This window comes from Flagellimonas sp. 389, assembly GCF_018449435.1.
Taxonomy (GTDB): Bacteria; Bacteroidota; Bacteroidia; order Flavobacteriales; family Flavobacteriaceae; genus Flagellimonas.
This window is the reverse complement of the sequence record NZ_JAHCMU010000021.1, coordinates 23,633-50,298: the sequence shown is the minus strand read 5'-3', so window position 1 is coordinate 50,298 and position 26,666 is coordinate 23,633. Positions and strand designations below refer to the sequence as shown.

General features: G+C 38.1%; 29 protein-coding genes. 8 read left to right on the top strand and 21 right to left on the bottom strand.

The genetic code is table 11. From position 1 onward, the window contains the following. Nucleotides 1–67: 67 nt before the first annotated feature. The 7 genes from KIM67_RS16755 to KIM67_RS16725 all read right to left on the bottom strand — a co-directional run bounded on the left by KIM67_RS16755 (nucleotide 68) and on the right by KIM67_RS16725 (nucleotide 8,345). Nucleotides 68–3,577: an efflux RND transporter permease subunit gene (locus KIM67_RS16755; RefSeq protein ID WP_213832709.1), complete on the bottom strand. Its 3,510-nt coding sequence runs from the start codon at nucleotides 3,575–3,577 to the stop codon at nucleotides 68–70. Between the two features lie 31 nt (nucleotides 3,578–3,608). Continuing rightward, the gene (locus tag KIM67_RS16750; protein ID WP_213832708.1) at nucleotides 3,609–3,983 is read right to left on the bottom strand and encodes a four helix bundle protein; all 375 of its coding nucleotides are present in this window, start codon (nucleotides 3,981–3,983) and stop codon (nucleotides 3,609–3,611) included. An 18-nt stretch (nucleotides 3,984–4,001) separates the two neighbouring features. After that, nucleotides 4,002–5,177, bottom strand: coding sequence for an efflux RND transporter periplasmic adaptor subunit (locus KIM67_RS16745; protein WP_213832707.1), 1,176 nt, complete (start codon nucleotides 5,175–5,177; stop codon nucleotides 4,002–4,004). 23 nt (nucleotides 5,178–5,200) lie between these two features. Further along, nucleotides 5,201–6,559, bottom strand: coding sequence for a TolC family protein (locus tag KIM67_RS16740; RefSeq protein ID WP_213832706.1), 1,359 nt, complete (start codon nucleotides 6,557–6,559; stop codon nucleotides 5,201–5,203). Continuing rightward, nucleotides 6,560–7,165, bottom strand: a complete 606-nt coding sequence (locus KIM67_RS16735) for a TetR/AcrR family transcriptional regulator (RefSeq protein WP_213832705.1) — start codon at nucleotides 7,163–7,165, stop codon at nucleotides 6,560–6,562. It lies immediately after the preceding gene. Nucleotides 7,166–7,397: 232 nt separating this feature from the next. Further along, entirely contained in the window at nucleotides 7,398–7,793 is a 396-nt protein-coding gene (locus KIM67_RS16730) for a hypothetical protein (RefSeq protein WP_213832704.1), read from the bottom strand. Nucleotides 7,794–7,805: 12 nt separating this feature from the next. Beyond that, nucleotides 7,806–8,345: an RNA polymerase sigma factor gene (locus KIM67_RS16725; RefSeq protein ID WP_213832703.1), complete on the bottom strand. Its 540-nt coding sequence runs from the start codon at nucleotides 8,343–8,345 to the stop codon at nucleotides 7,806–7,808. A 122-nt stretch (nucleotides 8,346–8,467) separates the two neighbouring features. On the opposite strand from KIM67_RS16725, the gene KIM67_RS16720 reads away from it, so the two are divergent. Then, entirely contained in the window at nucleotides 8,468–9,451 is a 984-nt protein-coding gene (locus KIM67_RS16720) for a polyprenyl synthetase family protein (protein ID WP_213832702.1), read from the top strand. Here KIM67_RS16720 and KIM67_RS16715 read toward each other — a convergent pair. Both KIM67_RS16715 and KIM67_RS16710 read right to left on the bottom strand, forming a co-directional pair. Further along, nucleotides 9,448–10,590: a lycopene cyclase family protein gene (locus tag KIM67_RS16715; RefSeq protein ID WP_213832701.1), complete on the bottom strand. Its 1,143-nt coding sequence runs from the start codon at nucleotides 10,588–10,590 to the stop codon at nucleotides 9,448–9,450. The genes KIM67_RS16720 and KIM67_RS16715 overlap by 4 nt on opposite strands. A 26-nt stretch (nucleotides 10,591–10,616) precedes the next feature. Continuing rightward, complete coding sequence (locus tag KIM67_RS16710) at nucleotides 10,617–10,919, bottom strand: antibiotic biosynthesis monooxygenase (protein WP_213832700.1); 303 nt, start codon at nucleotides 10,917–10,919, stop codon at nucleotides 10,617–10,619. 196 nt (nucleotides 10,920–11,115) lie between these two features. Between KIM67_RS16710 and KIM67_RS16705 the strand changes: the two genes are divergently transcribed. The 3 genes from KIM67_RS16705 to KIM67_RS16695 are packed head-to-tail and all read left to right on the top strand — an operon-like array spanning nucleotide 11,116 to nucleotide 13,132. Next, the gene (locus KIM67_RS16705) at nucleotides 11,116–11,772 is read left to right on the top strand and encodes a metal-dependent transcriptional regulator (protein ID WP_213832699.1); all 657 of its coding nucleotides are present in this window, start codon (nucleotides 11,116–11,118) and stop codon (nucleotides 11,770–11,772) included. After that, nucleotides 11,772–12,593 carry a ZIP family metal transporter gene (locus tag KIM67_RS16700; RefSeq protein WP_213832698.1) on the top strand — a complete coding sequence of 274 codons (822 nt, stop codon included), beginning with the start codon at nucleotides 11,772–11,774 and terminating at the stop codon, nucleotides 12,591–12,593. Before KIM67_RS16705 ends, KIM67_RS16700 begins: the two co-directional genes overlap by 1 nt. 29 nt (nucleotides 12,594–12,622) lie before the next feature. Continuing rightward, a complete protein-coding gene (locus tag KIM67_RS16695) occupies nucleotides 12,623–13,132 on the top strand; it encodes a nuclear transport factor 2 family protein (RefSeq protein WP_213832697.1) in 510 nt (169 codons plus the stop codon). Between the two features lie 43 nt (nucleotides 13,133–13,175). On the opposite strand, the gene KIM67_RS16690 is transcribed toward KIM67_RS16695, so the two are convergent. The 4 genes from KIM67_RS16690 to KIM67_RS16675 are packed head-to-tail and all read right to left on the bottom strand — an operon-like array spanning nucleotide 13,176 to nucleotide 15,961. Then, a complete protein-coding gene (locus KIM67_RS16690) occupies nucleotides 13,176–13,868 on the bottom strand; it encodes a DUF4386 domain-containing protein (protein WP_213832696.1) in 693 nt (230 codons plus the stop codon). A gap of 58 nt (nucleotides 13,869–13,926) precedes the next feature. Beyond that, nucleotides 13,927–14,406, bottom strand: coding sequence for a hypothetical protein (locus KIM67_RS16685; RefSeq protein ID WP_213832695.1), 480 nt, complete (start codon nucleotides 14,404–14,406; stop codon nucleotides 13,927–13,929). A 9-nt stretch (nucleotides 14,407–14,415) separates the two neighbouring features. Further along, nucleotides 14,416–15,174, bottom strand: a complete 759-nt coding sequence (locus KIM67_RS16680) for an SDR family NAD(P)-dependent oxidoreductase (protein ID WP_213832694.1) — start codon at nucleotides 15,172–15,174, stop codon at nucleotides 14,416–14,418. A 25-nt stretch (nucleotides 15,175–15,199) separates the two neighbouring features. Then, nucleotides 15,200–15,961, bottom strand: coding sequence for a DUF6090 family protein (locus KIM67_RS16675; protein ID WP_213832693.1), 762 nt, complete (start codon nucleotides 15,959–15,961; stop codon nucleotides 15,200–15,202). Between the two features lie 117 nt (nucleotides 15,962–16,078). On the opposite strand from KIM67_RS16675, the gene KIM67_RS16670 reads away from it, so the two are divergent. The 4 genes from KIM67_RS16670 to KIM67_RS16655 are packed head-to-tail and all read left to right on the top strand — an operon-like array spanning nucleotide 16,079 to nucleotide 19,422. Beyond that, the gene (locus KIM67_RS16670; protein WP_213832692.1) at nucleotides 16,079–18,118 is read left to right on the top strand and encodes a S9 family peptidase; all 2,040 of its coding nucleotides are present in this window, start codon (nucleotides 16,079–16,081) and stop codon (nucleotides 18,116–18,118) included. Beyond that, nucleotides 18,111–18,545, top strand: coding sequence for a hypothetical protein (locus KIM67_RS16665; protein WP_213832691.1), 435 nt, complete (start codon nucleotides 18,111–18,113; stop codon nucleotides 18,543–18,545). The genes KIM67_RS16670 and KIM67_RS16665 overlap by 8 nt, the downstream gene beginning before the upstream one ends. A 51-nt stretch (nucleotides 18,546–18,596) precedes the next feature. Next, entirely contained in the window at nucleotides 18,597–19,004 is a 408-nt protein-coding gene (locus tag KIM67_RS16660; protein WP_213832690.1) for a DUF2141 domain-containing protein, read from the top strand. 25 nt (nucleotides 19,005–19,029) lie between these two features. Continuing rightward, nucleotides 19,030–19,422 carry a DUF423 domain-containing protein gene (locus KIM67_RS16655; RefSeq protein ID WP_213832689.1) on the top strand — a complete coding sequence of 131 codons (393 nt, stop codon included), beginning with the start codon at nucleotides 19,030–19,032 and terminating at the stop codon, nucleotides 19,420–19,422. An 8-nt stretch (nucleotides 19,423–19,430) separates the two neighbouring features. On the opposite strand, the gene KIM67_RS16650 is transcribed toward KIM67_RS16655, so the two are convergent. The 8 genes from KIM67_RS16650 to KIM67_RS16615 form a co-directional block, all read right to left on the bottom strand. Further along, entirely contained in the window at nucleotides 19,431–20,144 is a 714-nt protein-coding gene (locus KIM67_RS16650) for a hypothetical protein (RefSeq protein ID WP_213832688.1), read from the bottom strand. Between the two features lie 31 nt (nucleotides 20,145–20,175). Next, on the bottom strand, nucleotides 20,176–20,841 hold the full coding sequence (locus tag KIM67_RS16645) for an ankyrin repeat domain-containing protein (RefSeq protein ID WP_213832687.1): 666 nt from the start codon (nucleotides 20,839–20,841) through the stop codon (nucleotides 20,176–20,178). Between the two features lie 65 nt (nucleotides 20,842–20,906). Next, on the bottom strand, nucleotides 20,907–21,659 hold the full coding sequence (locus tag KIM67_RS16640; RefSeq protein ID WP_213832686.1) for a hypothetical protein: 753 nt from the start codon (nucleotides 21,657–21,659) through the stop codon (nucleotides 20,907–20,909). A 44-nt stretch (nucleotides 21,660–21,703) separates the two neighbouring features. Further along, a complete protein-coding gene (locus KIM67_RS16635) occupies nucleotides 21,704–22,495 on the bottom strand; it encodes a zf-HC2 domain-containing protein (RefSeq protein ID WP_213832685.1) in 792 nt (263 codons plus the stop codon). 2 nt (nucleotides 22,496–22,497) lie between these two features. Further along, nucleotides 22,498–23,022 carry an RNA polymerase sigma factor gene (locus tag KIM67_RS16630; protein ID WP_213832684.1) on the bottom strand — a complete coding sequence of 175 codons (525 nt, stop codon included), beginning with the start codon at nucleotides 23,020–23,022 and terminating at the stop codon, nucleotides 22,498–22,500. A gap of 359 nt (nucleotides 23,023–23,381) precedes the next feature. Continuing rightward, nucleotides 23,382–25,619, bottom strand: a complete 2,238-nt coding sequence (gene feoB, locus KIM67_RS16625; protein WP_213832683.1) for a ferrous iron transport protein B — start codon at nucleotides 25,617–25,619, stop codon at nucleotides 23,382–23,384. Then, the gene (locus tag KIM67_RS16620) at nucleotides 25,616–25,858 is read right to left on the bottom strand and encodes a FeoA family protein (RefSeq protein WP_213832682.1); all 243 of its coding nucleotides are present in this window, start codon (nucleotides 25,856–25,858) and stop codon (nucleotides 25,616–25,618) included. Before KIM67_RS16620 ends, feoB begins: the two co-directional genes overlap by 4 nt. A gap of 88 nt (nucleotides 25,859–25,946) precedes the next feature. Next, the gene (locus KIM67_RS16615; RefSeq protein ID WP_213832681.1) at nucleotides 25,947–26,621 is read right to left on the bottom strand and encodes an SCO family protein; all 675 of its coding nucleotides are present in this window, start codon (nucleotides 26,619–26,621) and stop codon (nucleotides 25,947–25,949) included. Between the last annotated feature and the right edge of the window lie 45 nt (nucleotides 26,622–26,666).

Here is a 26,666-nt window from a genome sequence, read left to right as displayed (position 1 = left end):
TGTGCTAAAAAGCCCTGACCGTATTTTACGGTCAGGGCTTTTTATTTGTGTTCAAACTAAATTAGGTCTAGGCCGCTATCTCCAGAGTTCCTTTTTTATCGTTCTCTTTCTTATTTCTATTTCTTCTAATCCTTACTTTAATTCTGTAGACAAGGCTGAAAAGAATTGGTACAACTACCAAGGTTAAGAACGTAGCCACTAATAGTCCGTAAATGACGGTCCATGCCAAGGGTCCCCAGAAAATGACATTATCTCCACCAAAATAGATATTGGGATTAAATTCACTAAAGAACGTAAAGAAATTAATATTGAACCCTGTTGCCAAAGGAATTAATCCTAAAATAGTAGTAATAGCGGTAAGCAATACAGGTCTTAACCTTGCTTTTCCACCTTTTACCACAGCTTCCATAAAATCCTCTTTTTCCAATAATTCATCATCATCAAGGTCTAATGCGACTTTTTTCCTATCGATTACTAATTGTGTATAATCTAATAACACTACACCATTGTTGACCACGATACCTGCCAATGAGATGATGCCCATCATAGTCATAATGATAACAAATGCGCTACCGGTAGCAACAATTCCTCCAAACACTCCGATCAAACTCAAGAAGATTGCCAACATGATGATTCCAGGTTTTGAAACCGAGTTGAATTGGAAAATCAAGATAAAGAAAATCAATCCAAGCCCAGTAAAGAAAGCACCCATCAAAAATGAAAACTCTTTTTCCTGCTCTTCTATTTGACCCGTATAGTCAATTTTGATATCTGCAGGAAGTCCATCAAAGTTCTTCATTTCGTCCTGAACTTTGCTTACGACCACTCCCGCATCGTTAAACCCTGGAGCAAGTGCAGAATAAACCGTAACAACACGTTTAACATCACGATGTTTTATGGCGCTAAAACCAGAACTGTTCACTTGTTTTGCCACTGCAGAAACAGGAACTTCCTTTATTTGGCCCGAGGATGCATCCCTGAACGTGATTTTTTGGTTGAAGATTGCACTCGTATTGTACCTATTCTGTTCATTGAAACGAACATAGATATCGTAATCTTCACCATCTTCTTTATAGATGCCAGCTTTGGCCCCAAAGATTGAATTGCGTAATTGCTGCCCAACTTGTCCAGTAGCAACACCGAGTTCACCCGCTTTCTTTCTATCAACTTCAACAAGCATGGCAGGCTTGGATTTGTTCACATCGACCTTAAGCTCATCTATACCTGGAATATTCTTTGAATTGATGTAATTGCGCATTTTCTCTGCAGTAGCAATCAACTCTGAATAATCATCACCTTCTAGCTCAATATTGATAGGATAACCTGCTGGCGGACCAACGGCATCCTTTTCTACAGAAATTGCAACACCTGGATAGATGTCTTTTAATGCTTCCTGAATCTGTTTCATGAGTTCATTACTATCCGCTCCCTCTCTAAACTTATATTCTCGCATCGTAGCGGTTATCTTTCCGCGATGGGGCATTTCTGCAGCTGAACCTCCATCCGTCATTGGATTTCCGGCTCCTTCTCCAACCTGTGATACCGCACTTTCTGTTAAAAAGTTGAAATCCGCGTTCATGTAGGTATTTTGGTTGATGATATTATAAACCCGCTCTTCTATATCTTTTGTGATGGCATTGGTTTTTTTAATATCGGTACCTTCTGGATATTCAATGTAAACCGTAATTTGATTGGGAGTATTATCTGGGAAAAATTCAATAGCTGTCCGTTGGGTCGCTGCAGAGAATATAAACCCAGCTATGGCTACAAACAGAAGCACAAAGGTTCCAACAGCAATGAAAATTGCTTTTTTGCCAGACAAAGCATAGCGCAATGTTCTTTCATAAAGGCGTTCCCATCTTGGCAAAATCTTGTTCTGAAACCCGTTCGCCCAATTTCTTAAGAAAAGTCTGTAAATCCACAGTAAGATAGCTGTAAACAACATTAAAGTGCCCAGTGCACGGTAGGCTCCGCCAAAAATCAAAATCAGTAGTCCTATTACGCCCATAATTGAGGTAGTTCTAATAATTTGTTTTAACGGCATACTTTTGTCCTCTGTGGTCATAAACTTGGAGACCAATACAGAGTTAAAAAAGATAGCAACAAATAGTGATGAACCAAGAACTACGGAAAGGGTTACAGGGAAGTAGATCATAAACTGCCCCATCACTCCTGGCCAAAGACCAAGCGGAACAAACGCTGCTACCGTTGTCAACGTAGATATGATTATAGGAAACGCGATTTCCCCAATCCCTTTTTTAGCCGCTTCTACGCGCGACATACCTTCCTCATCCATTAAGCGGTATACATTTTCGACAACAACAATTCCGTTATCTACCAACATACCAAGCCCCATGATCAATCCAAAAAGAATCATGGTATTCATGGTGTACCCCAAAAGATTCAAAATCATTAAGGACATAAACATGGACATTGGGATGGCAAAACCAACAAACAATGCATTCTTGAATCCCAGAAAGAACATAAGTACCGTAACCACCAGAATGATCCCAAAAATAATGTTGTTCACCAAATCATCTACTTGACCTATGGTTTTGGAGGATTGATCGTTTGCAATGGTCACTTCTACATCCTGTGGAAATACGTTTTTTACAGCTTTGTCAACGATGACTTGAATTTGTTCTGCCGCAGCAACCATGTTTTTGCCGGCACGCTTTTTTACGTCCAACATAACTACTGGGTGTCCAAATTCCCTTGCGAACGTTGTTTTATCCTCTTCTTTAAAGGACACTTTTGCTATATCCTTTAAATAGATAGGATTACCGTTTTCGGCTTTGACAACAAAATTTTCAAGCTCACTGGGTTTGTCGATTTCACCAACTATTCTAATGGTTCTTCGCTGTCCGCTCGTAATAAGGTTACCTGCGGAGGTCGTCATGTTTTCCCTACTGATCGTATTGATAACATCATCGAAACTTACTTGTGCAGCCATCATTTTATAGATGTCCACTGCAACTTCTACCTCTTTCTCCTGAACCCCTCTAATATCTACCTGCTTTATTTCCTGCAAGCCCTCGATTTCATCTTCTAAATATTCCCCATATTCCTTTAGCTTATCAACTGGATAATCACCGGAAATATTGATATTGAGAATTGGTATTTCTTCGGACATGCTCAAGTCAAAGACATTGGGCTCTACTTTAGCCCCATTGAAGGTAGGCCAATCTTCACCAGCAGTTTCGGTGTCTACCTCGTCTTTTACTTTTTGTAAAGCAGCTTCAACAGTAATCTTTTCATCAAACTCAACAATGATCATGGAATAATCCTCTTGCGATGTAGATGTAATCTCGGTTACGTTACTTACAGTTTTCAACTCATCTTCGAGTGGATCGGTAATCAATTTTTCAATATCCTCAGCAGTATTCCCAGGGTATATGGAGCTAATGTAGATTTTGGTTTCCTTTATCTCTGGAAAGCTTTCCCTTGGCATACTAAAGTAAGCCGAAGCCCCCAAAAATAAGATTACAGCAATTAAAACATACATGGTTGTTTTATTGTCGATAGCCCAAGACGATAGCTTAAATTCCTTATCTACTTTTTTCTTTTGATTGTTCATATTTTAGTCTTTGGTCTATAGTTGATAGACGTTAGTTTTTTATTTCTTTTTTAAGATATTTTTGAAGACTGGCAAGCATTTTTGACAATTCGACAAGTTGTTTTTTCATTTTTACTTCTTCTTTGCTTAAAATGTATTCTTGTCTACGTGCTATAGTAATACAAACAACACTTTCTTTGATAGACCCTATAGCAATTTGTAAAAATCTATTGAACTGGGCATTAGTATCTCCAGCGCCTTCTGCAATGTTGAGAGCAATAGATGTGGAAGCTCTTATAAATTGAGATGTAAGTCGATAGGTTTCCTCTTTTGGGAATTTTTTGCAGAGTTCATATACATCATCTACAAAATCAAGTGCTTTTTGATACACTTTTAAATCTTCAAAAGAGAAATGGATAGAATTCATGGACTATCGACTAAAGACTTAAATGCTCTTTTTGATTTTCACTTTTTGCCCTTCTTTTACGCTTCTGGCACCTTCATCGATGATGCCGTCACCATTATTTATTCCAGAAAGTACTTCTACAAAGTCTCCTTGCGTTTTTCCTGTTGTAATAATGGTCTTTTTGGCAATGGCATCAGTGGAGACCGAATCACCCTCGACCACATATACATACTGTTCTCCTTCTGCATTTTCAGATACAATACTTTGAGGAATCAGAATGGCACTCTCATTTGTATAATCATTGATCATTACCCTTGCAGTTAAGTTGGGTTTTACTCTACCATCTTTACTTGGAACTGGTATTTCTGCAGTAAAAGACCTGTTGCTTGGATTTATAAAATTGCCTGTCTGCCTAACCTTGGTGGAAACGCTATCTCCCAATACTGGAAAATAGACATTTACATTTTTCCCTGCTGTTACATTGGGTAAATGGCTTTCAGGAACTTCTACTTCTATATACATGTTAGAAAGGTTCACAATTCTAAAAACTTCCGAACCTGGACCGGGAGCAACTACAGTTCCTTGGTCTTTTATAACATCATCTATGATCCCTGAAAATGGTGCTCTAATGTTGGACTTGGAAACTTGACTCTGCATTTGTTTTACAGCACTTTCTTGTGCTTCGTAAGTAGTTTTTGCCTGCAAGTACTGAATCTCTGAACCGATGTTCTGTTCCCAAAGTCGCTTTTGTCGCTCAAAAGTGGTCTTGGCCAGTTCGGATTGTGTTTTCATTTGTGCCAATTGGCTCGATAAACCTCCATCGTCTATTGAAGCTAGTAACTGACCTTTGGAAACTTTTTGTCCTTCTTTGACATAAACCCGATTCAATGTTCCAGATATTTCAGGATAGATGAGCACATTTTGTTTGGTCATTACGTCACCTTGAAGCTCCAGATAGTGGTCAAATTTTTCTGCCTTTACCTTTATAGTGGTAACCAAAGGCAGTTTTTCATTAACATCCAAAGTAGCAATTACGGAATCCAATGAACGGATTTGATTTTCCAAAATCTTCTGCTGTTCAGAGATTTCACTTCGTTTTGTACGTATGGTTGCCAAATCGTTTCCAGCAATTACACTCTCAACAGAGGTTTTGTCACCACCTCCACAAGAGGATAGAAAAACTATTGCGAGTACGAGATATAATATTTTTTTCATGATGGTATGGTTTTCTTTTTTGATTATTGATTCAATATGGTTTCCAATTCTGTTTTTCTATTGATTACATCTACCATGGATTGTAGATACTCTTGTTGGGTTGTATAGAGTTGTGTTTGTGCTTGTCTTAATTCGAAGCTGGTAGCAATACCCTCTGAATACTTTATCTGGTTCTTGTTCTCGATTCGTTCCGCAAGTTTCAGGTTTTCTTTTGAAGTACCGTATTCTTCTATGGACAAAATGTAGTCACTTTTAGCATTTTCCAATTGAAGACGAATTTGCTCCTCAGCTTCTGTAAGTTGTGTTTTTGCTTTTTCCAAAGCAATTTTTGCCCTTTGGGTACTTGCGCTTCTTTTAAAAGAACTAAAAATTGGGATGTTCAAATCTACCCCAAAAGTTGAAAAACCAAACCATTCTTGGCCGCTATCCAAAAAAGTGAAACTATCCCCAAATGATAGTCCACCATAGTTAATAAAAGCATTAAGTGTAGGTAAAGCTCTACTTTTGGCCAATTTTAATTCGTAAAAGCGTTGTTCATTTAAATTGTCGGCAAGTTTAAAATCAACATTGTTTTCCATCTTAAACTCGGTATCCAACAATCCCAAATCTATTTTTTCTTGGGCCAGATCATCCAAGTTTTCCGTAAGAATTGTTGGAGATTCTATGGGCAATCCCATCATTAGATTTAGCATTTGCAGCGTAATCTTTTCCAAACGTTTGGCATTCTTAAGTTGATTTTCAACTGAAGAAAGGGTAATCTGCAGTTGATCTACACTTTCTTCATCTCCTAAACCGTTCTCAAAAATGCGTTTGGTTTCGTAAAGATTTTTCTCTAAAGTAGCCTTGTTGTTTTCTGAAATTAGAACACTCTCTTGAGCCAGAAGCACATTGCCATAAGCTTCAACTACGGCTTTACGAACATCTAAGTCCGTTTTTTCCTTGTTGTTTTGACTGTAGCTTAAAAATGCTTTTGTAGCCTGTACGCCAACGATGTAAGAGCCATCAAAAATCTGTTGTTTCAATGTTGCGGTTGCAGTTACTTGTTGCGGTTGTCCAAATATTATAGGGACAAAGACATTAGGGTCTTGTACAACTCCTGGCGGTAAAAATTCTTCAGGAATTAGAATTGATGGGAATTGCGCTTGAGGCTGCTTTAACTGATTTTGATAATTAACGGCACCATCTATCTGGGGTAATCCTCCAGCAATGGTTTCCCACTTTTGTTTTTGGGCATCTACAATATCCCTATCGGCATTGATGGCCTTATAGTTGTTTTGTAGTGCATATATAATAGCTTCGTCTAGGCTAAAACTATTTGTACTTTCTTGCGCCTGTGAAAACCACGGCAAAATTAAAAGTAGACTAATAATTGTTGTTCGCATTTATTCTTGGTTTGAGTTGATGATTGAGTTTAATATTTTTCTTCCTTTTGGGGTTACGATTCCCCTTAAATGATATTCTAAGTAATAGTCTTCGAGTTCAATTTTTGTGAACATGGTTGACGGAAAAAGGTCCAAGTCGCCAAGGCTTACCGCGCCCGAAAAGTAAATGCGGGCCACAAATTGTATGTTCAGATTTTCGCGGTATATTCCAATTTCCATTCCTCGTCTTATATTATCGACCACACATTTTTGCATTACTTCAAACTCTTTCTTTTTTAGAGTTTCAAAAATTTTTGGATAGTATTTTCGCAGTTGATGCTGCGGGGACGATTTCTCATCTTTTAAATGTAGCATCACAAACTTTTTTATTTCATACAGTTCCTCAATAGGGTTTTTTTTATCGGTCAGAATCTCGTCAATGCCATTGGAAATACACCAGAATAAATCCATTGTACTTTCCTCTATCAATTTGGTCTTATTGTCAAAATGGGAGTAGATCGTCTTTTTTGAGATTCCCATTTCATTGGCCAAATCGTCCATGGTAACACTCTTGAACCCCAGATTTAAAAACAATTCCGTTGCTTTGTGTAAAATTTTTTCTCGCATAACAGGGCGCTAAAATATATATGGAAACTTTAGAAACAAAAAAAGTTTCTAAAGTTTTACATTTTTTTAACGTCTTATTCATTTTCAGCTTTCATATCTAAATGAATACTATAGAGACGAAAGTGCGAATTGATTTTGGACTGAATTGTCGTTTTTTTTCTTGAATACATGAAAAAATGTCCTGTATTGCTTCTCATTCTGGCCTTTAAGGAGGCAAGTCTTTTTTTGGGGATCATTCTTCTTTTTGTTTACGGGTTACATAATCTGTGTAAGCAGACTTACCTTCTTCTTTCCAAAATGCATCGTAATGTTTCCAGTCGGAAAATTCATCTTTAGAGTCGCAAAACCGTTTAAGTTTGCTTTGGTGTTTATTCTTTTTATGGTTTTTGCTTCCACCTTTGTTGCCAAAACCAAAGATTATTTTGGCCAATGCCAGTAATCCCATTGCTTGCCAATAACTCAATGTGCTCAGTCCAAAAATATCGGGCATCAACCAATTCCAAAGTAGCATAAGAACATAGCCCATTAAAAATATGAACATGATGCCAATCAAAATCATAAACAGTATTTTAAATCCTTTGGTGACATACTTCTCTATTTTTCTCTCGTATTTTTTTCGTTTCTCCATAATCTAAATTTTTTATGTGCTTGTTTTTTCTTGTTCTAATTTTTTTGATAATATAGATAGTGCCCTATGCCTTCTGGACATTAACGTACCTTGCGAAATGCCGGTCTGCTCCGATATTTCTCTATAGGAATATCCTTCAAAGTCTATGGCTAGAATAATGTCCCTATAGACTGGCTTTAAGCTTTCTATCTCGTATTTTAAGGCATTTTTTAAGCCTGGGGGATAGGCATTGTCGGCATTACTATAAAATAATTCTGCAAAGTCGGCCCAAAGTCTGTCAATTTCATCATTTTCTTGTCTTACCCTTTTTCCCGTCCGCATAATGTCGATGATTCTGTTTTTGATAGCGTTGTAAACAAAGCCAGCAATGTTGGTTATGGGTGAAGCATCTTCCGACCTGGAAAATATGCGCAGCGCTACATCTTGAATAATGTCTTCTGCATCACGTTCTGTGGTATCCGTTATTTTTGAATGTACATACCCTCTTAAAGAACTGTATTCTTCACTAAAAAAAGTGGAAAGTTTTTTATAATTGTCTTTATTGGAAACCATTCAAAAAAAGGCTGTTTGCTGTCTTCAATTGTAAAGACGAACATTTTCAAATCTATTGCATTTTCAAATAAACTTTTTTTAAATTTTGTTTGTCATTTCTTTATTGACAGTATTTTTGACCTATGGCAAACTCAAAAACTATAGACGACTACAGGGTACAATTTGTTTCGCACCTAGCCCAAGAAATCCAATCAAAAGAACCTAAAAACCTTTATGAACCCATCAACTATATTTTGGGGCTGGGCGGTAAGCGTCTGCGCCCAGTACTAACACTTATGACAACTGACTTGTTTGGTGGTAAGTCCAAAGATGCCATGAATGCCGCATTGGCCGTAGAGATGTTTCATAATTTTTCACTGGTCCATGATGATATTATGGACGATGCCCCACTTAGAAGGGGAAAAACCACAGTGCATGAAAAATGGGATATCAACACAGGTATTTTATCAGGAGATGCCATGCTTATCAATTCATACCAATTTTTTGAAAGCTATCCGCCCAACGTTTTTAAAGAGTTGATTTCTTTGTTTAGCAGAACCGCAATAGAAGTCTGCGAAGGACAGCAGTATGATGTGGATTTTGAATCACGGGACGATGTAAGCATTCCCGAGTATCTAAAAATGATAGAATACAAAACAGCTGTTTTGGTTGCTGCTGCAATGAAAATGGGCGCCATAATCGCCAATGCTCCGCAAGAGGACGCTAATGCCATTTACGATTTTGGAAAAAACCTTGGATTGGCATTTCAATTGCAAGACGATTTTTTAGATGCTTTTGGAAATCCTGAATCTTTTGGAAAACAGGTTGGAGGAGATATAATAGAAAACAAGAAGACCTTTCTTGTTTTAAAAGCAATTGAGCTGGCACCAAAAGAACAAAAAGAAGGTCTTATGCACCTGTATTCCATTAGGCCAAAAGAAGCCGCTTCTAAAATTGAGACAGTAAAATCGATTTTTTTGGAAAGTGGTGCCGTTGAGGAGACCAACATTGCCATATCCGATTATACCCAGAAAGCTTTTGATGCGTTGAACGCTATCAATATTTCAGAATCGAATAAACAGGTGTTGAAAAAGTTTGGTGAAAACCTTATGAAACGGACAGTTTAAAAAATCCTGCTTAAAAGTGCTTTTATAAATGGAAGCGGTTTGGGTGCCGACATAATTTTTAAATCTTCCCAGAATGAGGTTTCGTTATCTAAAAATTTTAAAATGAGCGACGCTTTTCTCCTTTTAAAAAGTGATTCAAATATAGATTGCCCCAAGTGATTGTTTTTGTGAAGAATATCCAATAGCAACAAATCATAAAACCAAAATTTATCCTTTTTAGCAAATTGCTTTAACGGCTTTTTCTTTTTTAGATGATTGATTAATGCAGCTACATTTTTGTTGGTATTGTAAAAGGTAAACCCTGTGCTTGGTTTGGCCCATCCTCCAGCAATACCAATGTGTAAGATACGATTGGAATTATGTTTGTTGAATTCATAGCAGGTCATGGGTATATTACCGCTTTCCTTTTCCAAAATAGTATAGTTGGGGCATTCCAATTTATTTTCCAGATAATCCATGATACCTTTTTCATATTCCGAACGTTCAAGTGGAGTATCGGAAAACAAGGTGTATTCCAAGAGTGCTTCGTTTTCTGAGAAAGGAAGCACGTACATAAAACGTGTGTTTCCTTTCTGTGGAATTGAAAAATCCATAAAGGTCGCTTCATCCGGTTTAAAGACCGGTTTTTCTGTTTTAACGAACCAGCCTACAAAGTGCTGTTGTAGAACAGGATATTTTTTTTGGTTTTTGGCTTGTTTATAATCAAAGAGGCTATTGAAGACTTTTCCCCCGGTATGGCTCTCGGTCTCGGTAACGACCGTTACATCATTTTCGTTGTCTTGAATATCGATGACCTTGTCGTGCAGCCAAGTAACATTCGCAGAATTCTTGACTTCACTTATATATTGGTTATAAAAGTCGATTCCTCGAAGCATCTTATAGCAATACGGATGCAATGGTGTTGAAAGCGCTAGCTTTTTACCGGCAAAAAAAATGTTTGGCCATTTTCTGTATATGAGTTCATCAAATTTACCACTGCCTTTCTCCCAAAAACACCAAGTACGGTCATTTTTGGTCTTATCATCTTTATCAATTATCAATATGGATTTGGATGAAAAAAAGTCATCTTTTCCAAAAGCGCTGGCCAATAGAAGCCCCGAAGCTCCAGCGCCAATAATAATGTAATCGTAGTTAGGCATTCATCAAAAATAAGGAATGGAAAGTTCTACTCCGCAAAAACTTCATAATGCGTCACTTTTTCTTCAAATTCCAGTAAGTATTCACTATCAAGTGGGTAGTATTTGGCAATTTCAAAATCATCACCTGCAAAATTTTTGATAACATCAAGACTCTCCCAATAGGTTATTAAGTTAAAATGTGCAATATCCCTTTCAATCCTTCTCAAAAAGGAAAGCTTTATAAAACCTTTTGTTTTTCTATAATCCGGTATCGCCTTGGATTTCATAAAGGCGGTGTATTCTTGGTAGTGTTCTGCCTTAGTTGTTCCATGCCATATACGTGCAATCATAATGCGTTGTTTACTATTCGTTAAGAATGAATGTATTCCAATTACCTTAGTTCTTTAACAAACATAGCTTTCCTCTGTGACTTATGCCTATACTTTTATTTAATAATATTTTTTTGACATTATAGCAAAAGTGAATTTAGAGACGTCTAAAAATTTGTTTTTATAAATAAAAATGTATTTTTGAAAAAATATTCTTATGACCCGCTCTGAGGAAAATTATATCAAAGCCATCTTTCATTTAGGAGGAAATACCCCTACGCTTGTCGCCACCAATGCTATTGCCGAACAGATGGAAACAAAGCCATCTTCCGTAACGGATATGGCCAAAAAATTGGCGGACAAAGGGTTTTTAAATTACCAGCCATACCAAGGAGTCTCCTTGACCGATTTTGGAATAAAAACAGCGCTTTCTATCATACGAAAGCATCGTTTATGGGAAGTCTTTTTAGTAAGAAAATTAGATTTTTCTTGGGATGAAGTACATGAAGTGGCCGAACAGTTGGAACACATTAAAAGTGAGAAGTTGATCGACAAACTAGACGAGCTTCTGGACTTTCCAAAATATGACCCCCATGGAGATCCTATCCCCACAAAGGATGGAATCTTTTTAGAACGGGACAAACAATTATTGAGCGAGCTACCAATAAATACCAAGGGAGTTTGTGTAGGAGTGAAGGATACTTCCTCTGCTTTTTTGAAGTTTTTGGACAAGTACAATATTGCACTGGGCAAAACGATAGAAGTTTTGGAAAGAGAAGATTTTGATGAATCCCTGCATATAAAAATGGAGGGTAAAGAGCTTCAAATATCCCATCAAATAGCATCTAACCTTTATGTTAAAAAGAACGACTGATGGAACAAGTAATCCAATATTTTGAAAGTATAAACCCCATTTTGGCAGCTTTTTATGCTACACTTTTCACGTGGGGATTAACAGCTGCTGGAGCAGCTTTAGTCTTTTTCTTTAAGGGCATGAATAGAGCGGTTTTGGACGGAATGCTTGGCTTTACGGGAGGCGTCATGGTGGCAGCGAGTTTTTGGAGCCTGCTTGCACCAGGAATTGAAATGAGCAAAGGAGAAGGCTTTGTAAAAGTGATTCCCGCGGCAGTAGGATTTCTGTTGGGAGCAGCATTTATTTTTGGTTTGGATAAAATACTTCCCCATCTACATATAAATTTTAAGGAAAGTGAAGCCGAAGGGGTAAAAACACCTTGGCATAGAACAACCTTGTTGACTTTAGCAATTACGTTGCATAATATCCCAGAAGGGTTGGCTGTTGGAGTACTTTTTGGAGGCGTTGCCGCTGGTTTTGATGGTGCAACGATTGGTGGGGCAGTTGCACTGGCTTTAGGTATAGGCTTACAAAACTTTCCAGAAGGCTTTGCAGTGGCAATGCCACTTCGTAGACAGGGATTGAGCAGGGCCAAAAGCTTTATGTTTGGGCAAGCTTCGGCAATGGTTGAGCCCGTTGCAGCCGTTTTGGGAGCTTGGGCAGTACTCACCTTTGAACCTATTTTACCCTATGCACTCTCCTTTGCGGCAGGAGCCATGATTTTTGTTGTGGTGGAAGAAGTAATCCCAGAGACCCAAAGAGATAAATATACAGATATAGCTACGATGGGTTTCATAGGAGGTTTTATCATTATGATGACTCTTGATGTAGGACTAGGGTAACAATAAAGTACATTCTAAAAGATTGAATTATGCGCAAGTTGATTTTGATACTCTTTATGTTCACTGCTTTTTTTGGCTATTCCCAGACTGCCAAAAATACAATTCAAGATGAAATCGATATGGAAGTTTGGAAACCTTTCAAAACAGCTTTTGAAACCTTGGACGGTGAAGCACTCAATGCAATATATGCAGATGAGGTACTAAGAGTAACCCCACAAGGAATTGATACCGAGAATACTTTTAAATCCGGAAATCTGGAGCGGTTTCAAAAAAATAAAGCAGATGGAATGTCTATTGCGCTGGACTTCTGGTTCGATAGTAGGCATACCAATGAAACTGTATCATATGAAGTAGGATTTTACAGAATTGGGTTTTCAGACAAAAATGGTGAGACCAATTATAGCTATGGGCAGTTTCATATTGTGCTCAAAAAAATTGATGGCACTTGGAAGATAACCCAAGATTGGGATACTACGAGCATCAACGGTAAAACTATAACGGCAGCGGATTTGGCCAAGAAAGATTTTCTAAAGTTCTAGCTATTTGATTTTTTAGGAGTAAACTTTTAAATTCAATTGGTGTTTACTGAGCTTTAGTTGTTTTTATTCCCATAATCAATAACCAAAGACATGTACCAATTTCCCCTATGCTGGCAGGTATGGTAATGTAATCGGAAATAAGGAAATCGCCATAGTTTGAAAAAAGGATTCTGCCACAAACATCCATAAAATAACCACAACTACCTATCATTAAAAAAATACCCAAAAGTTTAGGCAAAAAACCTGACTTGAAGACCAAATATCCAAAAGGGAACAGCCATAGGCTCCAAAATACCTGTGCCACTAAATTACCATAATTATATGACCTTAATGATTGCATAACGTGGGCTTGAATTTGTTCAGGAGAAAACGGAGCAAGATATTCAGCACCACTCAATAGCGTAAGAATATCAAGTTTATGTACCATATTGGCAAAAGAAATAGGAATGCTTACGACGGCCAAGACAACCATTAATAACGCCACATTCTTGTTTATACCCTTGAACAATTCATATAAAACCAATGGTAATAGTAAAAAGAAGCTATAGCATAGTAATCCGGTCAATATTTCCATGCGAAACAAAAACTCTGAGGATTTTAGGTTTTCTATTGTTTCAGCAGGATTTTTCCAGCTTATGAGTTGAGATGGGACATACAGTAAACCGAAAATTCCGGTTATAACAACTAAAAAGTAGATTAATCCGGCAATACGGGCTGTTCTCTTATTGGCTTCCATAGACGAAAGGTTTGATGGTCTTTATAAGAAGAGACGTATTTTTTTACTAAAAGGTTGCCTATATACCCTTTAATTCTTCTAGCAATAATCCGTAGTCATATTGTAAATCTTCATGCAGTAGAGCGATTTTTTTTTGTAGATAGGTTAGTTGTCGCTCATATAGATTTGTCAAGGTTGTGTTCCTCTCTATGGAAGGCCTAAAGTCTTTGAGTTTTTGACAGAAATATAGCAACAGTTCCACTTCTGTTTCCTTGTTTCCTGAGTAACGTATATACTTTTTGAGGTTTCTAAGGATTTTTCGAACACTCTTTTTAATGTAGAAATAACTGTTGGTATTAATTTCAGAGAACAATGCATCAACCTCCAACTTAACGGTCTGGACATACCCTTCTTCATTATCTGCTTCGAACAAGAGATACGTCAATAACTCTTTATTTTCTTTTTTGAATTTTGACAAGCGAAGGCATAATTCCAATAACTCCTCAGGATTTCGATGTTGAAGCTCTTTTTTAATTTGGACAACGGTAGCTGCTTTCATAATGCAAAGTTAACTCCTTAAATAAGAAGCCCCATTAACATCAATAATTGTTCCTGAAGAATACTCAGCACCTTCCGAAGCTAAGAAAAGTATGGCATGAGCTACTTCTTTTGGCTGTGCCATACGCTGAAAAGGAGATTCCCTAAGCAGGTTTTCCCGTTCGGCAGGGGTCAAGGTTACAGCGGCCATTTCTGTTTCGGTAAAACCGGGGGCCACAACACCAATATAGATTTTATGGGGCGCCAATGCTTTTGCCAAAGACTGGCTCATGGAATTCAATGCAGCTTTGCTAGCACCGTAGGCCGGTTTGGTTGGCTCTCCCCTAAAAGCACCCCTAGAAGAAACATTTACAATACGGCCGCCTCCTGTTTGCATCATGGCTTTTGCAGCCCAATAGCACAAATTTGAAACTGCGAAAAGATTAGTTTTGAAGGTGTTTTCCCAAGCTGATGTCCAATGGTCAAAATCAACTTCATCAATTGTATGAAAAATAGAGATGCCCGCATTGTTAACCAAAATGTCCAATTTGCCATAATGCGAGACAAAGTCGTTAATGAGTTTTTCAGGACCGTCATTCTCCACAATATCCTGCTGAAATATGTAGTGACCGCTTCCGGCGAGTTTGGCCATTGCCTTTTCTGCTGTATCTGTATTACTTTTGTAGTTGATGCCAACATTTGCCCCCTTTTCTGCAAATGCGATAGCAGTAGCCTTTCCTATTCCGCGTGAAGCACCTGTTATCAATACATTCTTGTTTTCGAAGTCCATTGATTAAATATTTGTTCTCGAGAATTTAATTATTTAAAATTGATAATTCCTTATTTATTTGCTGCTTCACATCCTGTGCTTGCAGTGCTATTCGCTCCCATCGCACCATTTGTTCCCTATTGCTTCCAAATTTTAAGAGTACCATTTTCCAAAAATCCCTATTTCCTTTAAGTACATTAAAATCTATACTTTCCAAATCGGCGATATTTTGGACGCTCATTCCCAAGGTGGCGAATCCTTCTGGGTTCATGAACAAGGTTTCCACAAAAATTGGGGTAATCAATTCGTCCGTCACTTGGCGGGTGGTACCGTCATTATCACTTTCATTGGCATTGCGGTAATAATCAAAGATATCTTGTCGCAATTGCTCATTCTGAATATAACTCATTTTACCTGAAGACACCGCTTCATCGAATATGCCACTGTTGCTTTTAAAGTAATTATCAAAAACGAATTCAAATGACTTAGAGATAAAGGAAGATTTATCTATGTTCGTAGGATTTTCCAGTAAATGAATGGCACTGTCAAGCCTTGTCAATCTTTCGGTCGATAATTTTGTATTGTTCTCGATCTGTCGAATATCCAAACCAATTTCATTCGCTAAATTACTGAGCAGCAATATTTCCTGCTTCCGCTCTTTCTTGAATTCACTTCTATTGTTGATTTGCAACGCTATCAAAATACCTATCACCACAAGCACAATTTCACCAATGGCATATAGCAGATATTTTGAAAATTTGTTTTCAACAAATGATTTCTTTCGTAAGCGTCGAAAAAATTTAATCATAATGGGTTGGCTACGTATGATAAAAATAAGAAGTTAGACTTTAGGTTTAACGTTTATGGCGATGTTGTTGAAATCACTTCTTTCCATTACCTTTAAAAACTACAAAAACAGCCTGACATGCGTACTTTTTTTCTACTACTTGTATCCCTTTTTTCAATTCAATTTTCAACGGGTCAAAAACAGCATTTCTCCTATTTGGATGTCTTTGATCTGCAATATGTATCCGACCCCCAGATTTCGCCAAATGGGGAATGGGTGGTATACCGCAGAATGGGCTTTGATATCATGGAAGATAGGTCAGCCGGGAATTTATGGCTCATAAAAACTGATGGTAGCCAACACCAAAAAATGACGACAAGGGAAGGCAACGAGTCCAGTGCCAAATGGTCGCCCACAGGAGATAGGATTGTATTTACCAGTAGTACGGACGAAGGTTCTGAAATCTACATGTATTGGGTAGCTTCAGGCAAAGTTGCCAAGCTGACCCAACTGCCTTTTAGTCCCAGTTCTTTAACGTGGTCACCAGACGGAAAGCAATTGGCTTTTTCCATGAACGTTCCCAAAGCACCACCAGTGATTGCCAAGATTCCCAAAAAACCAAAAGGGGCAAAGTGGGCAGATTCCCCTCGAATTACGGACAGGGTCTATCATGAAGCGGATGGCCGCGGCTATATAAAGCCAGGGTTTAACCATATTTTTGTTATGCTTTCAAATGGAGGTGCGGCAAGGCAGATTACATCGGGAGATTGGCATCACAGAGGCACACTATCTTGGGCGTCCAATGGTTCCAAAATTTACTTTTCAGCCAATCGGGTAGAAGATTGGGAATACCGTTTTCGTAATAGTGAGATTTATTCGGTCGATGTAGAAAATGGAACGATAGTCGCTTTGACCGATAGGGATGGACCGGACGGCGCTCCCGCAATATCTCCAGACGGAAAACACATCGCTTACATCAGCTATGGTGATAAACGGGAAGCCTATCAAACACGAAAATTATACCTCATGGATAGTGATGGTGGCAATAAGCGAAGCATTACGGACAATTTAGATAGGAGTGTTTCTGGATTAGTTTGGGATGTCAAGAGCAATGGGCTTTACTTTAATTATGATGATAAAGGCAATGGAAAGGTTGGCCATGTAACTACCTCGGGAAAAGTAACCAAGCTAGCGGACAATAGAGGAGGAACTACCCTTGGAAGGCCTTATGGTAGTGGTTCATACAGTGTTTCCAACAGCGGTACTATTGCCTATACCCATTCAAGACCCGATTACCCTGCAGAACTTGCGATTATTGGCCCAAAGGCAAAAACACCTAAAAAAATTACAGATTTAAATGGTGGATTATTAAAATATAGAACTTTAGGAAAGGTGGAAGAGGTATGGTACAAATCTTCTTATGACGGTAGGGATATTCAAGGATGGGTAGTTTATCCCCCAAACTATGATGCCTCTAAAAAATATCCGTTTATGGTAGAAAACCACGGAGGACCAATTCTTAATTACGGAGATCGTTTTTCCATTGAAATGCAGCTTTACGCCTCTGAAGGATACGTTGTCTTTTATCCAAACGCTCGCGGAAGTACAAGTTACGGAGAAGAGTTCGCCAATTTATTATACCGTAACTATCCAGGGCAAGATTATGACGATACTATGGACGGCGTGGACCATTGTATAAAAATGGGAATCGCTCACGAAGATCAGTTGTTTGTTACGGGTGGTAGTGCCGGTGGAATAATGTCCGCTTGGATGATAGGGAAGAACAATAGATTCGAGGCAGCAGTGGTCGCAAAACCTGTCATGAACTGGATCAGTAAGACCTTGGTCGCCGATAATTATTTTGGCTATGCCAATTCGCGATACGAAGGACAGCCGTGGGAAAATTTTGAGCATTACTGGAAATTTTCACCAATTTCGCTCGTTGGTAATATAGAGACCCCAACTATGGTAATGGTAGGCATGAACGATTTGCGAACGCCACCAAGTGAGGCCAAACAATTGTACCACGCTTTAAAATTGCGCAAAATTGAAACCGTTTTGGTCGAAATTCCAGGTGCAAGCCATGGAATTGCAAGCAAACCGAGTAATCTGATTGCCAAAATTACACATACGATTGCTTGGTTCGATACGTATAGAACAGCGAACAAAAATGAATAAAAAGAAACGGCATTGGTTGTGGAATATCATAATTGTTGTAACACTCGTTGTTTGCGTTTTTGCATTTATCCTACACTATAAAAACTGGCATAAAATTGAAGAAGGGGAGCTTAGAATCCTATCTGGCATCTATTACCAGAACATCCCAATAGCGGAAATCGACAGTCTTTTATTGGTCGATAAACTACCCGAAATGGAACGTTTTAACGGATTCTCTTGGATGGCAAAGGAGAAGGGAGTGTTCAACGATTCCATTACACAGACCAAAGTTTATGTTTTTGTAGATGATTTAATGCAACAAAAAATAAAGCTGGTCCATCATGATTCGTTAAAGACGTATCTAAATTTTAATGATAGCTTGCAGACCCAACAATTTTACGAGGAATTAGATGCTGAATTACTGGCACAACTCAAAGACCCCAATTAAGTTTTGGCACAATATGTGTTTTTCTAAAAAAAGCTGATACCAATAGTACCTATGAGACTTATTTGTTTTTCCTTCTTTTTAATTCCTGTCTTTTTGCTTTCACAACATACGATTACGGTAAATGTGACCAACATTCCTTCGGAAGAGGGAAATATTAACGTGGCAGTTTATGATTCTGATGCAACTTTTTTAAAGTTTGAAGGTGTTTTTAAATCTGGAAGCACCTCTGCCAAAAAAGGAAAGGTCAGTTTAAAAATTGATGATATCCCCACTGGAAAGTATGCCATAGCACTGTTTTATGATAAGAATGGCAATGACGAGTTGGATACCAATTGGTTGGGGATTCCCAAAGAAAAAGTAGCCTTTTCCAATGCCAAAATGAAAACGTTTGGTCCCCCAAAATATGAGGAATGTGCTTTTAGAGTAACTTCGGACTTTGAAATTCGCATAGACTTATAAATTTACATTAAGCAACGACATTCTTATGGAAACGATTTTACTGGCCCAAGTTATGGGTGCTCTTTACGGACTTTTGGCGGTTATTTTTGGTGCATTCGGTGCACATGACCTAAAAAAGAAACTCACCCCAGAACTCCTCCATAGTTTTGAGACTGGGGTGAAATATCAAATGTACCATGCTATTTTGCTCGTCATACTGAGCTTCAATTTAGGCTTTGACCAATCTTTAGATAGCTATATCGCCTATTGTTTCATTATAGGCATTTTGTTATTTTCCTTCAGTATTTATGGTTTATGTCTAAACGCTGCCAACGGAAAAAAACTTCGTTTTCTTGGACCCGTTACACCACTGGGAGGTTTGTTGTTAGTGATTGGTTGGGCCTTGTTGCTCTATTCTTTTATCGCTCCAATACTGTAAATATCATTTTAAAGCCTAAGATACATGTTCCCGTTTACGGTATCTAACCGCAAGCTGTTGGTGGCGTTTCCAAAGTTACCTTTGACTTTTTGACCAACGTGGCGGTCGGTCACCTGCAAGTCCAGTTTTTCATCTGCATAGATTTGCCCGTGAACTGTTTCTGCGCTGAGCGTAGTATCTGTGAGTGTTACATCTATCTCTCCATTGATGGTTTTTAAATCTAAGTCTCCCTTGTATTTTTTGATATCGATAGTGCCATTGATCAAATCGGCAGTAAAATCCCCTTCAATGATTTCTGCTTTTAAATCCCCATTGATGCTGCTCACGGAGAAATTGGCATTTTTGGGCACGTACAAGGTATAATCAAACTGATACATTTGATTGGTAAAATAATAACGTTTTTTTCCATCTGGCCTGTTTTTATCGCGCTCTTCTTGGAGTGCCTTAAAAATTGCTTTTGTCTCTGAAGTAATTGTGATGGAACTGGAGCTTTCCTTTACATCGAGTTTGTACAGGTCAAGATATTTTTCACCCTCGGTCATTATCTCTGCTTTAAAGTATACCGTAGATTTATCCCATGTCTTCACTTTGATGTCCGAAGCGAATTTCACATCAACGGAAACGGTCCGGTTGTTAAGTCCAATATTCTTTTCAATGATTCTTTGGGCATTCAACGGTAGGTATAGAAAACCTACCATCAGTAGTATTACTAATTGTTTCATGATTGTTCGTTTTTTGATGCTATAAACTTTCTTACAGGTACTTTCTTAAAAGGGAAACCATTTTCTCGTCATTGGAGACAAGCGCGTGGTACATGGGGTTTTCATCACCTGGGGCCTCCAGCTTTGGATTTGCCCCGTTTTTTAATAAAAGTCCTGCGACCCTTTTATGACCGTTTTTTGCAGCCTGTATCAATGCGGTACCATCACCTCTCACGATAGTATTGACTTTGGCACCATTTTTAATAAGGTAGCTCACGACCTCATAATTACCTTCTCTTGCGGCAATCAACAGTGCAGTGCCATCACCAGAAAGTTCTCTGTTTATCATAGCGCCTTGTTGTATCAAATAGTCAACAAGTGCCAGATTATCATTTAATGAGGCTGCCATCAATGGGGTTTCATCTCCTTTACTATGGAACTTTACATCTGCACCTAAGGTTATTAACTGCTTTACGATTTTAAGATTCCCCATTCTTCCTGCCAAGACCAAAGGTGTTCGTGGATCGCTGTTCCATTGGCACGTACAATTTGGGTCGGTGGTTTCAAGAAGTTGTATAATTTCTTCTGCTTCATTGGCTTCAATCGCTTTGAGCAAGGTTTTACAAGAATCGACATCTGTTCTTTTGGCCTGGGATAGCATGCTAAGAAATCCAAGTAACGTGAATACGGTTAAAAATAAGGTTCTAGTTTTTTTCATGATTGTTTGTTTTTTGATGTTTCGACTTTGCTCAGCACAAGTATTTCGACTTCGCTCTGTACAGCTTATTTTTTTCTTAGATAAATAGTTCCATTGGTGGACTTTAGTGAGATATTCACTCCTCCATTGTTGATCGTTGCTTTTACTTTTCTGCCGGACATTGATTTTAGTCCATCCTTTTCTTCCCGCGTAAGCTCAAAATCGGTATAAATATCTCCATTGGTCGTACTCATGACCAAGTCTGATGGAGTATCCGAAGGGAGGGTGACATCCACTTCGTCATTTGTTGTATAAATAGAGATGGGAGAGTCTTGATTTACCTTTCCAAAGACTACGGTTATTTCTCCGTTTAGGGCATTGGCGGTAACAGGACCTCTTGCGTCCAAGATCTCTATACTACCGTTTAATTCCGCATCTGCTTCGATTTCTCCATGAAAGCCGCTCATCTCAATGTCGCCATTCCATGTGCTTTTAACCGATACATTTTGGTCCTTGGGCAAGTAGATTTCCCCTTCGTCATTCTTTCTCAGGTTTTTGACGATTAAGGTGTTTCCATCCTGTACTACATAAAAACCAACATCGGTATTGTCGGAGCCTCCTTCGCCAATAAGTCTAAGGCCTTTCGCCCTTTGGGATACTTCTGAGCTTCTACTGTTTTTTATCAATAGTTCATCCGTAGTATGTGTTTTTAGTATAATGTCCGATTTTGATTCGATCTTCACCCATTCGATACCACTTAAGGATTTGGTGTAATCTGATTGGGATTTAGCACTTGTTCCTATGGCCAATGCGAATAAAATTAGTGTTAACTGTTTCATGATTTTTCGTTTTTTGATGCTTCGACAATGCTCAGCACGTGTGTTTATATAATTTTTGGTAATCCTTCTGTTATTTCTTTTTTAATAAACGGCTGGGTGTCTTCTTGTTCCAGCAACTTTTGCATAGGAGCTATGGCTTTCTTCTCCTGTATTTTGACCAATGCTTGTATAATAGCGACCTGTATGCTCGGGTTTTTCTCTTTTTCCAACGTTTTTATGAATGCGGTCTTTACGGTTTCTGAAGCAGTGAAGTTTGAGAGCGCCTCAAAGGCATTTAAACGTACATTATCGTTCTCGTCGTTTAGCAATCGGTCTGTTAATGCTTTTACGATAGCTTCGTCGGGGTTTGGAAATTCTTCAATATAATTTACACCCTGTATGCGTTTACTGGCGGACTGGTTTTCCATAAGGGAAAGCATTGCAGCTTGCTTAAATTGAAGGGTCTCGTCTTGTAGAACAACCAACTCTTGATTGTTTTTCTGTGATTGTATCACCCTACCTATTTGAAAAGAAGTAACCAGTAATGCAATACTCGCAGCTACCTTGAGTAAATTGGATGCCCAATTGGACTTTTCTTTTTTGGGAGCAATTGAAACTACTTTTGCGGTAGCGGATTTTTCTTGGTTTAAAGCTGCTTCAAACTTGGCCGATAGCCTATCTGAAGGAACAGTTATAGCATCGTTTTTAAAGGCATTGAACAAGAGTTTCATTTCGTCCAGCTCTAGCTTACATTGTATACAGTTTGCTAGGTGTTGTTCCGTTTTCTGCTTAACGCTATCGCTCAATGTATTGTCCAGATATTCTGGGAGCAAATCCGAGACATGATTGTTTTTCATAGCTATATATTTTCTAAATAAATATTCTTAAGTTTTTTTAATACCCTACAGACCCTTGTTTTTACAGCTCCCGGGGTACTTCCAATAATTTCTGCCAGTTCTTCGTACTTCACTTCTTGAAACCGGTTCAAGATGATGAGTTCTCTATCTGCTGAATCTAGCTTATTGAGTGCGTTTTGTAAATGCGAATAATCTTCTTTTTCAGTTTCCCCATTTTCTACAGGTTGAAATTCAAGTACATCGATATCATCATGGTTTCGATGGTTTCTGGTAAAGTGGGTTTTTAAATTATTTCTCGCTATGGTAAACAACCACGACAGAAAAGACCCGTTCTTGTACGAACTTCTGTACTTGATCAACTTATAAAAGACATCTTGTGTTAAATCCTCACTCAACATACTGTCTCCCGACATTTTGTACAAAAAATTATATATATGTTTATGATGTCGGTCAAAAAGAACTTTTAACAAATCCAGATTGCCCAAAGCAACTTTTTGCATTATCATTTCATCTGAAAGCTCTTTCAAATCTTCTTTTTAATTGGTGTTGTTATGCTATAGAATCAGGAATTTAGAAAAGGTTACACAGCGGTGAAACTTTTTTGAAAAATTATTTTCTGAAGGAGGGATTTGAATGTTGATATCGTTTAAAGTACGAGGCGGGAAGTACAAAGTATGAAATAGGAAAAAGTGCGAAATACGCAAAGAGTAGATTTTTTATCAACCATCAACCAGTATTCAGTTGCATCCACAATCTTCTTGCCCACAAGATTTTGAAGTCTTTTTTTTACTTGAAACCAAAGACTTGGGCAGCACAAATTTCCATAACAAATATCCAATCGCGACGGTTAAGGTCAGGTACATCAAATAGTGTTGCAGAAGATCCATTAGTTAAGAATTTGATAAGCGGTCAATGCTACAAGATACGCAATAATGCTCATACTTAGTAATTGTAACAAGGGCCACTTCCAAGAGTTGGTCTCTTTTTTTACAATAGCTAAGGTACTCATGCACTGCATGGCAAAAGCGTAGAATAGCATTAAAGAAATTCCTGAAGCTAAGTTGAAAAGGGGCTTTTTCCCCGAATGGTGCAGCTCGGCAGCCATTCTACTTTTAATGGTTTCTTCTTCATCATTGCCAACACTATAAATGGTTGCCAAAGTACCTACAAATACTTCTCTAGCTGCAAAAGAGGTGATTACTGCGATTCCTATTTTCCAATCATAGCCCAATGGTCGTACCAAAGGTTCTATAGTCTTACCTAAGTTACCTATGTATGAATGTTCTAATCGGTAGCTTGCTATTTCCTGTGCTCTTGCTCTTTCTTTAAGAATATTTGTCATTATTTGCACAGAATCTTGTAGTGATTTTAATCCAATGGCATTAGACTGGTCGACGACACTCAATTTTGTATGCTGCTTATATGCAGTAATATTATTCTGAATGTAATTTTTGCTATAGGTGGACAATCCTTGTTCCTCAATTCTTTTGCTTACGATTTCTTCCGCATTTTTAAAATCCTTTGAATAACCATTGGAGCCCAAAAACCAAAGCACGATTGAAATTGCCAGAATAATCTTTCCTGCCCCAAAAACAAAACTTTTGGTCTTTTCCAGAACAGTGTAGGCAACGTTTTTTATTAGTGGAAGCCTGTATGTGGGCATTTCTACCATAAAAACGGAACTACTTCTTATTTTAAGGATCTTATTCAATACCATGGCTGAAAAAATGGCCATTCCAAATCCCAAAAGATATAAGAGCATCAATGTTAATGCCTGATAGCTTAATCCTAAAAATCGCCCTTCAGGGATTACCAGGGCAATAAGGATAAGATAAACCGGTAGTCTGGCAGAACAGGTGGTAAACGGTGTTACTAAAATGGTAATCAACCGTTCTTTCCAGTTTTCAATGGTTCTGGTCGCCATAACTGCGGGGATGGCGCATGCCGTACCTGATATAAGCGGTACAACACTTTTACCACTTAACCCAAAAGGACGCATGAGTTTATCCATTAGAAAAACTACTCTACTCATATACCCTGTCTCTTCAAGTAGTGCAATGAACAAGAATAAAAAGGCTATTTGTGGAATAAAGATGACGATGCCTCCAATGCCCGCAAGAATACCTTCGGCCAATAAATCTGTAAATACTCCAGGAGGTAAGGTGTTTTTGATCCATTCCCCAGCCATTGCAAATTGCTCGTCGATAAAGTCCATGGGATAGGTGCTCCAGTCGAAAATAGCCTGAAAAATAGTGAGTAGAATGACAAAGAAAATAATGTAGCCAAAAATCTTATGAGTCAAGATTTTGTCAAGGGAAGCCCTTAATCCTTTAGCGGCTTGAAAATTTACATTGTAGGTTTCTTTTAAAGTGTCATTAATAAATTTGTAACGTAATACAGTTTCTTTATGCTGTAGTTTTTTGAGCTCTGCTTTGGATTTTGTAGAAAATGAAGTGGCATCTTGAATCCGCTTCTTCTCAATACGCATAAAATTCACATCTTGAGTAATAACCAACCAAAGTTTGTACAAATCCTCTTTTGGGAAAGCTTTCTGTAAACGCTCAAAGTATTCGGGGGAAATTCTAGCGGTATTTACATTTGGTGAAGTGGACAATGCTGTATAGTCGGCAATTAACTCCTTAATGCGCGCAATGCCATTGCGTTTTCTGGTACTTACCAGTGCAATTTTTGTATCCAGTTTTTTTTCTAAGGTCTCAACATCAAGTGTAATCCCTTTCCTGGACATCCTATCGGACATATTGATGACCAAAATCGTTGGAACCCGCAAATCCTTTATTTGAGTAAATAACAATAGATTCCTTTTCAGGTTTTCGACGTCGCTTATGACAACGGCAACGTCTGGGTAATCTTTATCGTTTTTATTTAACAAAAGCTCTATGACCACGCTTTCGTCCAATGAAGTAGTATTTAGACTATAAGTGCCAGGTAGGTCAAGAATATGGGCTTTGACACCCATGGGTAGTTTGCAGATTCCTTCTTTTTTTTCGACCGTAATGCCTGGATAGTTGCCTACTTTCTGTTTTAATCCTGTAAGTTGGTTAAAAACGGAAGTTTTTCCGGTGTTAGGATTCCCAATAAGTGCAACGTTGATTTTTTTGCTCATAGGGTTGCGGAGTCTTCAATAACATCAAGTTCAATAAGTTTGGCCAAAGAACGTCTTATGGCTATGTGGCTTCCATTTACGTTAATGTAAATAGGGTCGTTTAAAGGCGCTGTCTGTATCAGTTCCACCATGTTACCGGGCAAGCATCCCAATTCCAATAATTTTATAGGAAGAGCAGTTCCTAAAAAATCGCGTATAATTCCCTTTTGCCCTTGTTTAAGGTCGGTAACTGTGGCCACAAAATCTTATTTAGATTAATTTTAATTAAGCGCAAAAATAGGTAAAAAAGTGTATATCGATTTCCAAATATTCAAAAGACAATCTTAATTATTCTGAATAGCTTGTTTTTAAAATATCCAAATCTGCAAGAAGCTTCTCTATTTCTTCAGGATTGGTTCCATCGTAGAAGCCGCGTATTCGTCGTTCCTTGTCCACTAGAATGAAATTTTCGGTATGAATCATGTCATAAGGGCCGGCATCGCCATCGGTTTTTACTGCCAGATAAGATTTTCGAGCAAGCTCATAGATTTGTTTTTTATCACCAGTGACCAAATTCCATTTTTTGTCAATAACGCCCTTTTCTTTGGCGTATTTTTTTAACTGGGGTACGGAATCAATGGCTGGGGTAACAGAATGGGACAATAACAGTACATTGTCATCATCCAAAATTGAGGTTTGTATATGCACCATATTTTTGGTCATAATGGGGCAGATGGTGGGGCAGGTGGTAAAAAAGAAATCTGCCACATATATCTTGCCTTGATAATTCTTTTGGGTAATCACATCACCATTTTGATTGATCAATTCAAAATCGGCTATGGTATGGTACTTTTTTTTGTAGTGCAAAGTGCTATCGACCAATTCTTGACTTACCATTGAAGGTTGAAAAACGGGAAGCATTTTTTTAGGCTGCAATGCATTGTAAAATAAATAGATGATAACAGCGGAAAGGAGTATTAGGACAACCCCAAAAAATTTGTATTTTGAGAAAAATGAGCGCATAGTCTTCAAAATTACGACCGTGGGGCAGATTCTTCAAGATAAAGT